Origin of the sequence: Nioella sediminis (genome assembly GCF_001879695.1) — a bacterium.
Taxonomy (GTDB): domain Bacteria; phylum Pseudomonadota; class Alphaproteobacteria; order Rhodobacterales; family Rhodobacteraceae; genus Nioella; species Nioella sediminis.
On record NZ_MNBL01000150.1, the window covers coordinates 1 to 9,207 of the forward strand.

The following is a 9,207-nucleotide window of genomic DNA, read 5'->3' on the forward strand; positions in this document are numbered from 1 at the left end:
AAGGCCCGCAGCCCGGTCTCTGCCGCGACCCGCGCCGTGCGGTCCCCGACGCAAAAGGCGGTGAGGCCCGCTGTTCCACCAGCTGCCTGATAGGCCCTCACCCCGTTTTCCGAGGTGAAGATCAGGCTCGCCTCTGGCGGGATCGCAGGCAGATCCAGCAGCACGATCTCCTGCATCGGGGCGATGAGGATCTCCGCCTTGGTCCCGAACTCCGCTCGGCACTGATCGGCAAAGCGCTCCGCCTGTGCAGCGGGCCGCGTCAGAAGGATCAGGGGGGTGGCATTGTCAGGCATCGGGGGGAGTGTTACCTGCGGGGCACCCCTTGTGCAACGATACCCGCCATGACCGACCGCCTGACCATCCTTGGCATTGAAAGCAGCTGCGATGATACCGCGGCGGCGGTGCTGCGCGTGGAGGATGGGGCGGAACTGCTGTCCTCCGTGGTCAGCGGACAGACCGATCTGCACGAAGCCTATGGCGGCGTGGTGCCAGAGATCGCGGCGCGCGCCCATGCAGAACGGCTCGATCTGATGGTGGAGCAGGCGGTGGAACAGGCGGGTGTGACATTGGCCGAGATCGACGTCATCGCGGTGACCGCCGGGCCGGGGCTGATTGGCGGGGTTCTGTCGGGCGTCATGTGCGCCAAGGGGCTGGCCATGGGGCTCGGCGTGCCGCTTGTTGGGGTGAACCACCTTGCAGGCCACGCGCTGACCCCGCGCCTGACGGATGGGGTGGGTTTCCCCTACCTTATGCTTCTGGTCTCTGGCGGGCATTGCCAGTTTCTGCGCGTCGACGGGCCTGACGATTTCACCCGGCTTGGCGGCACGATTGATGACGCCCCGGGCGAGGCCTTCGACAAGGTCGCCAAGCTTTTGGGTCTGCCACAGCCGGGCGGGCCGGTGGTGGAGCAGGCCGCCGCGAAGGGCGATCCCAAACGCTTCCCTCTGCCGCGTCCGCTTCTGGACCGCGACGGCTGCGACATGTCCTTTTCCGGCCTCAAGACCGCTGTTCTGCGGACCCGTGACGGGCTGGTCGCGGATCAGGGTGGGTTGCACGAACAGGACCGTGCTGACCTCTGTGCCTCGTTTCAGGCGGCTGTCAGGGATGTTCTGGCCGAAAAATCCCGCCGCGCCTTGGCGGGACAGCCCGACCTGACCTGTTTTGCCGTCGCAGGGGGCGTCGCCGCCAACCAGACCCTGCGCGCGGCATTGGAGGATGTGGCAAGCGTCCATGGCGTCCCCTTCCTCGCCCCGCCACTGAGGCTCTGCACCGACAACGCCGCGATGATTGCCTGGGCCGGGTGGGAGGCCTACCGTGCAGGTCAGCGCGACGGGATGGACCTGTCGGCACGCCCGCGCTGGCCTCTGGACCGGACGAGCCCGGCGCTCATTGGATCGGGCAAGAAAGGGGCCAAGGCATGAACCGGGTCGATATCGCCGGGGCAGGCGCGTTCGGGACGGCGCTTGCCATCACGCTGGCCCGTGCCGGGGCCGAGGTGACGCTGTGGGCGCGTGCCGGAACGGCAGAGATGCAGGCCGCGCGCGAAAACACCCGCCGTCTGCCGGGCCACCGCTTCCCCGATGGCCTTCGCGTGACCGGCGATATTTCCGAATTGACCGCCGATGTGCTGCTGATCGCTGTCCCCACCCAGAAACTGCACGAGGTTCTGCCGATCCTGCCCGGTCGCGCGGGCACCGTGATTTCCTGTGCCAAGGGCATTCACCTGACAACCGGTCTGTCGCCGTGCCAGTTGATCACCCGCGACTTGCCGGGTGTGGTGGCGGGCGTGCTGACCGGCCCCAGCTTCGCCGTCGATATCGCCGCCGGTCTGCCAACGGCGCTGACGCTGGCGCTGCCGGATGACGCGAAAGGTGCTGCGCTGCAAGACAGGCTTTCCTCCCCCACGCTCAGGCTTTATCGCAGCACCGATCTGGTGGGCGCGGAACTGGGCGGCGCGTTGAAGAACGTCATCGCCATTGCGGCAGGCGCGGTCATGGGCGCAGGGCTTGGCGAAAGCGCGCGGGCTGCCCTGATGGCGCGCGGCTTTGCCGAGATGCGCCGCGTGGCGGCCTTTCGTGGCGCGCGGGACGACACGCTTGCGGGGCTATCGGGCTTCGGCGATCTGGTGCTGACCTGTACGTCAGACAAGTCGCGCAATTACCGCCACGGGCAGGCATTGGCGGGCGCGCGACCGCTGGACCCGGCGGCCACAGTCGAAGGGGCCGCAACCGCGCAGGAACTGTCCGCCCATGCCGAGCTGGACACCCCGATTGCCGATGCCGTTGCAGCCTTGTGTCAGGGGCGTGCCTCTGTGCAGGATGTGATGGCAGGGCTTCTCAATCGCCCTCTGAAACAGGAATAACCCATGCTCTACGCGCTGATCTGCACCGACAAACCCGGCCATCTGGAGGTCCGCAAGGCCAACCGGGACGCCCATATCGCCTATCTCAAATCCACCCCCGTGATCCATGCCGGACCGTTCCTGAACGAAGGCGGAAAGATGATCGGTTCGCTCGTCGTGATCGAGGCCGAGGATCGCGCGGGCGCCGAAGACTGGGCTGCGAATGACCCCTATGCCAAGGCGGGCCTTTTCGAGAAGGTGCGGATCGAGGCGTGGAACAAGGTGATCGGCTGATGCGCTACTGGCTGTTCAAATCCGAACCGAACACCTGGTCCTGGGATCAGCAGGTGGCCAGGGGCGATGCGGGCGAACAATGGGATGGCGTGCGCAACTATCAGGCGCGCAACAACATGCGCGAAATGGCTTTGGGCGACCGGGGCTTTTTCTACCATTCGCTGAAGGAAAAGGCGATTGTCGGCGTGGTCGAGGTTTGCGCGCTGGCCCATCCCGACAGCACCACAGACGATCCCCGTTGGGAATGCGTGGACATCAAGGCAGTGGGTCCGTTCAAGACGCCGGTAACACTGGCCGATGTAAAGGGTGATCCGCGCCTGTCGGGGATGGTTCTGGCCAATAATTCGCGCCTGTCCGTACAGCCCGTGACCGAAGAGGAATGGCGGATCATCTGCGAGATGGGCGGCTTTTCTGCTTAAGGTTGCACGCAGCCCGTGGCATGATTTCTCCAGATCAACGGGAGAGATCACATGGAATTTCTGAATGTCTTGGCGGCCGGGGCCGCAGCGTGGGTTTTCGGAGCAATCTGGTACATGGCCCTGTCCAAACCCTGGATGGCCGCAAACGGATTGACCGAGGACCAGATCAGGGCCTCTGCCAGCCCGCTGCCCTATATCGTCAGCTTCGTGATGTCGGTGCTCGTGGCGGGCATGACCCGGCATATCCTGCAAAGCTCCGGGATCACCACGGTCGGCGGCGGCGTGATGGTTGGCGCGGGGTTGGGCCTTTTCGTGGCTCTGCCATGGATGGTGAACAACGTGCTTTACAGCTTCCGCGACAAATCGCTGATCTGGATCGACGGCGGCTATCCGGTGATCGGATGCACGATCATCGCCGTGGTGCTGATGCTGTTCTGATACAAGAAGGAGGGCCCCGACCCCCCGGGACCCTCCTTTACCCACGCGCAATTTCTCGCTCCGCACGTGTTCTATGAGGGTCCGCCATCCTGGTCGGGACAGGGTTGACCCTAGCCCGCTGCGTGCCGCGCGATCAACTGAAATGCCCGGACAATTCTATTCAAACCCCGGCCACTGAACCACGAAAAAGGCCCACCCCGATGCGGGCAGGCCTTAATGGGTTCGCAATTGCTCCGGCTTAGCCGTAGACGCTTTCTTTTCCGAAATGCTTGGTCAGCATGTAGTAGATGACGGCGCGGTACTTGTTGCGTTCGGACTTGCCATAGGTCTCGATCACGGAATCGATCGCAGCCATCAGGTCGTCACTGTCGGCAAGGCCCAGCTTCTTCATCAGGAAGTTCTTCTTCACGGTTTCCAGTTCACTGGGCTGAGACCCGGCAACCGTCGATGCGTCCGCGTCGTAGATCGCGGGGCCGCAGCCGATGGTGACCTTGGTCAGCAGGTCCATGTCGGGTTCCATCCCGCATTTGTTGCGCAGATCATCTGCATATTTGGCGATCAGTTCATCGCGTTTGCCCATCTTGGTCTCCCCGTTTTTATTGATAGTCAGAATGTTCCCATCCAGTACGCGGCGTATGAAACCCGGCACAGCCCGGTCTGACAATGAAAAACTTGGGTCATCCACAGGTTTGATGCCCAAAGGCGACCATTCGGGAGTCGGAATCGAACAGGACAGGGGGCTTGCCGTAGCGGCAGCGTGTTGGTGAGAGTGACACATAGGATCTGCCATGTCCGATTTCCTGGCGCCCGACCAAACCGCCCGATACGCGCGCGACGGGTTCCTGCACCCGATCCGGGCCTTCGACACTGCCACAGCCGCCGCGTTGCGTGCCGAGGTCGAGGCGCTGGAGCGCGACCATGCCGCCGGTGCAGGCGGTCATGACCTGAACCAGTTCTTCCGCGTCAATGGTCAGCTGGTCATTCCCCTGCTGCACCGCATCGCCTCTGACCCCGGCATCCTCGATCCTGTCAGTTCGATCCTCGGCCCCAACCTTCTGGTCTGGTCGGTGGAGCTCTTCATCAAGGAACCCGGCACAACCAAGGTCGTGTCCTGGCACCAGGACATCACCTATTGGGGCATGGGTGAAACGGATGAGGAGCTGACCGCCTGGCTGGCGTTGTCGGACGTGTCGGTTCAGGCAGGGTGCATGCGCTTCATCCCCGGTAGCCACAAGAACGCCATTGTGCCCCATGCGGATACGTTCGATGCCGATAACCTGCTATCCCGTGGCCAGCAGATCGAAGGCATTAACGAGGAGGACGCCGTCTTCGGCGCGCTGAAACCGGGCGAGATGTCGTTCCACCATGGCCGCACCTTCCATGCGTCCGGCCCCAACATGTCGGACGACCGGCGCATCGGCATGGCCATCCGCTATGTCACGCCCGAGGTACGGCAGCCCGATCTGACCCGCGACTATGCGATGCTTGTGCGCGGCAAGGATGAGATGCAGGGTTGGATCAACGTGGCCCCGCCCGCGCGGCTGTTCGATCCCGCGTCGCTTGCCTTGTATGACGAGGTTCTCGCGGCGCAGTCGGCGGCGCTGACGGCAGGGGCCGAGGGACAGGTGGGGCTCTACGCCCAGAAGATGCTTTAGGAGGATCGCAGGATGACAGCAGACCAGAAAGTCAGCTTCACCCAGATGAAGGACGGCACCAAAGAGGATTACGAGCTGCTGGAGAAGCTTGAGAGACCCTATCTCGCGCTGACCGCTGACCGGATCATGGACGAACTGCGCCGCCAAGGCGAGGTCTCGCTGGAAGGCTACCGGATCACGCGGCTGGAACACGGGTTGCAATCGGGCACCCGCGCCCTGCGCGAAGGGGCCGATATTGACTGGGTTGTGGGCGCGCTGTTGCACGATATCGGCGACGGGCTGGCCCCGCAGAACCATGACCGGTTTTCCGCCGAAGTGATCCGCCCCTTCGTGCGCGATGAGGTGGCCTGGACCGTCGAACATCACGGCATCTTCCAGATGTTCTATTACGGCCACCATTACGGATGGGACAAGGACGCGCGCGATCGGTTCAAGGACCATCCCTGCTGGCAAAGCTGCGCCGATTTCTGCGAGAGGTGGGACCAGTCCTCCTTCGATCCCGATTATGAGTACGAACCGCTAGAAGTGTTCGAGCCCATGGTGAGAGAGGTCTTCGCCCGCAAGGCCTATGACCCGGAAGTGGTGCAGGAGGGTGTGGTCATGGGGCTGCCGGAACTGGCCTGATCCGCACATTTGCCTGGCTCTCACTCAAGGATTATCCTGTGGGCATCTCCGAGTTGGAGGACTTGCCCTTGAGAAGCTGTTTTACCTTATTTTTCGTAGCTCTCCCCACCTCTGCCACGATGGCACAAACAGCGGCCGACGCCTTGCTGACCGCATCCATTCGGGATTGCGCCCTATGGGAAGAGGGCAGCCTGTATATCGGGGAACGCGCCGTGGTCGAGATGGATCTAACCGGCGACGGATTGCCCGAGACGCTCGTCGATACAAGCCATCTCGAATGCTCGGCCACACCGCTGTCACCCTATTGCGGGTCGGGGGGCTGTTCGCTGTTTGCCTTCGTGGAGGACCATGTGTTCGAATGGCAGGCGCTTGGCTGGCGCGTCATCGACTGGGACGGAGAGCCGGTTCTGCTGATCGGCCGGGACGGCGGCTGGTGCGGGGTCAGCAGCGCGGGCTATTGTTTCGAGGCGCTCAACTGGAATGGTGAGACCTTCCTGACGGTGATGCCGCCGGTGGAGTAGCCGCTCAGATCACCACCTCGATCAGGCGCGGCCCCTTTGCCGCCATGGCCTCTTCCAGCGCAGCCTCCATCTCGTCCACCGTGGTCGCGCGGGTTCCCTCGACGCCATGGCCTTTGGCCAGTGCCACCCAGTCGAGCAACGGGTCGTCCACATCGAACATCGCTTGCGCGTTGCGGCCCACTTGCGTGACCCCCATGGCCGCGAGTTCCCCGCGCAGGATCTGATACCCCCGATTGGCGAAGACGATCACCGTCACATCCAGCCGCTCCCGCGCCATGGTCCACAGCGATTGCAGCGTATACATGGCCGACCCGTCGCCGGTCAGCGCGATGACCTTACGGTCGGGGCAAGCCACCGCCGCGCCGGTGGCGCAGGGTAGGCATTGCCCGATGGCGCCGCCCATGGTGATCAGCCAGTCATGGCGCCGCGCGGTCCGGGTCGCCTCGGCAATGGGCGCGCCGGAAGTCACGGCTTCGTTCACGACGATGGTGTTTTCGGGCATGACGCGCGCGATCAGGGCCCCCGCGCTTGCCGGGGTCAGGGGTCCGTCGGGGCGGTCGGGAAGGGCCAGGTCGACCGGTGCCACGGTCTCGGACCGGGCCCCGAGCCTGTCGGCCAAACCATTCAGAACATGGTCCAAATCCATGGTGGCATCCGCCAGGTCCTGAACATGGATGTCAGCGCTGGTGGGCAATGAGGGCTTGCCGGGATAGGCGAAGAAATTCACTGGCGCATGAGTACCGACAACGACGAGGCTGCGCACGTCCTTCAGCAGCGCTGCATTGGCATCGACGGGGTAGAGCAGTTGCTCGACCGGTGGCGTTCCGGCACCACGTTCCAGACGCGGGCTGTGCAGGGGCGTCAGGATCCGGCATCCTGCCGCCTGCGCGATTTTTGCCCCCAGATGCAACAGCGGGCCATGGGTGGCCTGACCGCCCAGTAGCAGGGCCGCGCCATCGGTTTTCAAAGCTGCCGCCGCCGCATCAAGCGCCGCATCGGACGGACGGTGAAGCGGTGGCGGGGCGGGGGCGGTCACCGGGTCGGCTCCGTCGCCCCAGGCCGTGTCGGCGGGCAGGATCATCGTGGCGATCCGGCCATTCATCGCCCGCGCTGCGCGGATCGCGTCGGCCCCGTCGCTTGCCACATCGGCCGAGGAAAGAGAGCTGCGAGTCCAATGGCTTATGGTGCGGCTGATGCCTTCGGTATCGCCCTTCAGGGGGCTCTCATATGCCAGGTGATAGGTCGCGTGCTCACCCATGATATTGACAATGCCGCTGCCCGCCTTGCGCGCATTGTGAAGGTTCGAGAAGGCGTTTCCGAAGCCCGGCGCGAGGTGCAGCATGGTCGCCGCAACGCGGCCCGACATGCGGAAATACCCGTCCGCCGCGCCGGAGGTTCCGCCTTCGAACAGACACAGGATGCAGCGCATGTCCGGGTGGCTGTCCAGTGCCGCGACGAAATGCATCTCGGACGTGCCGGGATTGGCGAAACAGACATCCACGCCGCTGGCCAGCATGGTTTTCACAAGGGATTGGGCACCGTTCATGGGATCCTCCTTGCGCGTCAGACAAGCACGGATGGCGGGGGTCGGGAACCCCGAAAACAGGGGGGTGCCGGGCGTACACCCCCTGTACACCCCCCGTACACCGGGCGTGCAGACGAAACCTGCCGGTGAGGTCTGCGACACGGGCGGTAACCGCTGAGAGCGAGACGCAAGGAGGGAGAGTGCGACGGGCGCGGCGAAAGATCGGCATGGGTCCGGCCGTACGGCTTGCAAACGCTGGTTGCCAGACTACAACGGGAGGCGTCGGAACGAAGCCTTGGAGCGGTCCGGTCTTGTCTGCAGCTTTTTGAACAATAAGGAATTACAAGCCAATGCCATCACCGGACAGCTACGATTTTGTCTATGTCGTCAATGCGTTTGCCGGGGATGGATCGACGGCCATTGGCGGTGCCAACGTCCAAACAGTCACGCTGACGGATTCCGTCGATACATTGGACAACGACAGCACCGCTGTCGGGTCGTCCCTGGAGTCTGACTTCTTTGGAACCGTGCAGCTGATCGGCCTGACCAGCAGCGGAGATCCGGTGATCTCTAACGGCTCATCAGCCTATGTTCTGTCGGACAACGGCTCACTGGGGCCGGGATTTGTCACCACCACCACGAGCGGGGCCTATGCCTATTGCTTCGGCGAGGGCACGCTGATCACCACGCCGGGCGGGGCGCAGGCAGTGGAAGCTCTGGCAATCGGCGATCTGGTCACGACCGCGAACGGTACGTTCTGCCCGGTCAAATGGATCGGACGCCAGACCGTTTCCACCCGCTTCGGCCCCGCCGAGCGCCTGATGCCGGTGCGGTTCGCCGCCGGGTCTTTGGGCGATGGCTTGCCGAATGCGGATCTGACGGTGACTGCTGATCACGGGATGCTGATTGACGGGGTGATCTGTCATGCTGGCGCGTTGGTGAATGGCGAGACCATCCGCCGCGTGCCGCTGGCTGAGATGGGCGAGACTTACACGGTCTTCCATATCGAGACCGAGGCCCACGAGATCATCCTCGCCAATGGCGCCCCTGCGGAGACGTTTATCGACAACGTTTCGCGTAGGGCTTTCGACAACTACGCCGAGTTCGAAGCGCTCTATGGCGACGTGCCGGAGATGGAAGAGCTGCCCTATCCCCGCGCGATGTCTGCGCGGCAGGTGCCGGGGCGGATCGTTGCGAGGCTGGCCGGGAAGGCTGTGGCCTGACGGAGCGGTGGGCAGAACTGCCCACCCTACACAGGGCTTCGGTGAAACTCTAAACGGTTTGACTCGTTTGAGTGCTTGATGCCCTATTCAGGTCAGCAAAAAATTGACGCATGGTTTCGGGACGGGGGTTTCACAAATGCCAAACTATACGACGTCTGAATACGTTT

General features: G+C 63.5%; 12 protein-coding genes. 9 read left to right on the plus strand and 3 right to left on the minus strand.

The features are described from left to right. Positions 1–293: uroporphyrinogen-III synthase (locus BKY26_RS16955; RefSeq protein WP_425434495.1), on the minus strand; the 293-nt coding region annotated here is incomplete at its 3' end. A 48-nt stretch (positions 294–341) separates the two neighbouring features. Between BKY26_RS16955 and tsaD the strand changes: the two genes are divergently transcribed. From tsaD to BKY26_RS16980, 5 genes are read left to right on the plus strand one after another with little or no spacing between them, the layout of a single operon-like run. Next, positions 342–1,421 carry a tRNA (adenosine(37)-N6)-threonylcarbamoyltransferase complex transferase subunit TsaD gene (gene tsaD / locus BKY26_RS16960; RefSeq protein ID WP_071691562.1) on the plus strand — a complete coding sequence of 360 codons (1,080 nt, stop codon included), beginning with the start codon at positions 342–344 and terminating at the stop codon, positions 1,419–1,421. Beyond that, on the plus strand, positions 1,418–2,362 hold the full coding sequence (locus BKY26_RS16965) for an NAD(P)H-dependent glycerol-3-phosphate dehydrogenase (RefSeq protein ID WP_071691563.1): 945 nt from the start codon (positions 1,418–1,420) through the stop codon (positions 2,360–2,362). The genes tsaD and BKY26_RS16965 overlap by 4 nt, the downstream gene beginning before the upstream one ends. Before the next feature lie 3 nt (positions 2,363–2,365). Continuing rightward, positions 2,366–2,635, plus strand: coding sequence for a YciI family protein (locus BKY26_RS16970; protein WP_071691564.1), 270 nt, complete (start codon positions 2,366–2,368; stop codon positions 2,633–2,635). Next, on the plus strand, positions 2,635–3,054 hold the full coding sequence (locus BKY26_RS16975; RefSeq protein WP_071691565.1) for an EVE domain-containing protein: 420 nt from the start codon (positions 2,635–2,637) through the stop codon (positions 3,052–3,054). Before BKY26_RS16970 ends, BKY26_RS16975 begins: the two co-directional genes overlap by 1 nt. Before the next feature lie 51 nt (positions 3,055–3,105). Beyond that, complete coding sequence (locus BKY26_RS16980) at positions 3,106–3,492, plus strand: DUF1761 domain-containing protein (RefSeq protein WP_071691566.1); 387 nt, start codon at positions 3,106–3,108, stop codon at positions 3,490–3,492. A gap of 238 nt (positions 3,493–3,730) precedes the next feature. Here the strand turns inward: BKY26_RS16980 and BKY26_RS16985 are convergent, their stop codons facing one another. Beyond that, a complete protein-coding gene (locus tag BKY26_RS16985) occupies positions 3,731–4,072 on the minus strand; it encodes a DUF2853 family protein (protein WP_071691567.1) in 342 nt (113 codons plus the stop codon). Between the two features lie 208 nt (positions 4,073–4,280). On the opposite strand from BKY26_RS16985, the gene BKY26_RS16990 reads away from it, so the two are divergent. The 3 genes from BKY26_RS16990 to BKY26_RS17000 all read left to right on the plus strand — a co-directional run bounded on the left by BKY26_RS16990 (position 4,281) and on the right by BKY26_RS17000 (position 6,292). Further along, positions 4,281–5,147 carry a phytanoyl-CoA dioxygenase family protein gene (locus BKY26_RS16990; RefSeq protein ID WP_071691568.1) on the plus strand — a complete coding sequence of 289 codons (867 nt, stop codon included), beginning with the start codon at positions 4,281–4,283 and terminating at the stop codon, positions 5,145–5,147. A 12-nt stretch (positions 5,148–5,159) separates the two neighbouring features. Continuing rightward, on the plus strand, positions 5,160–5,771 hold the full coding sequence (locus tag BKY26_RS16995; protein ID WP_227435081.1) for an HD domain-containing protein: 612 nt from the start codon (positions 5,160–5,162) through the stop codon (positions 5,769–5,771). 119 nt (positions 5,772–5,890) lie between these two features. Beyond that, positions 5,891–6,292, plus strand: coding sequence for a hypothetical protein (locus BKY26_RS17000; protein ID WP_131541923.1), 402 nt, complete (start codon positions 5,891–5,893; stop codon positions 6,290–6,292). A 4-nt stretch (positions 6,293–6,296) separates the two neighbouring features. Here BKY26_RS17000 and BKY26_RS17005 read toward each other — a convergent pair whose 3' ends face one another. After that, positions 6,297–7,838 carry an acetolactate synthase large subunit gene (locus BKY26_RS17005; protein ID WP_071691570.1) on the minus strand — a complete coding sequence of 514 codons (1,542 nt, stop codon included), beginning with the start codon at positions 7,836–7,838 and terminating at the stop codon, positions 6,297–6,299. Between the two features lie 329 nt (positions 7,839–8,167). On the opposite strand from BKY26_RS17005, the gene BKY26_RS17010 reads away from it, so the two are divergent. Then, entirely contained in the window at positions 8,168–9,040 is an 873-nt protein-coding gene (locus tag BKY26_RS17010) for a Hint domain-containing protein (protein WP_071691571.1), read from the plus strand. Positions 9,041–9,207: the final 167 nt, after the last annotated feature.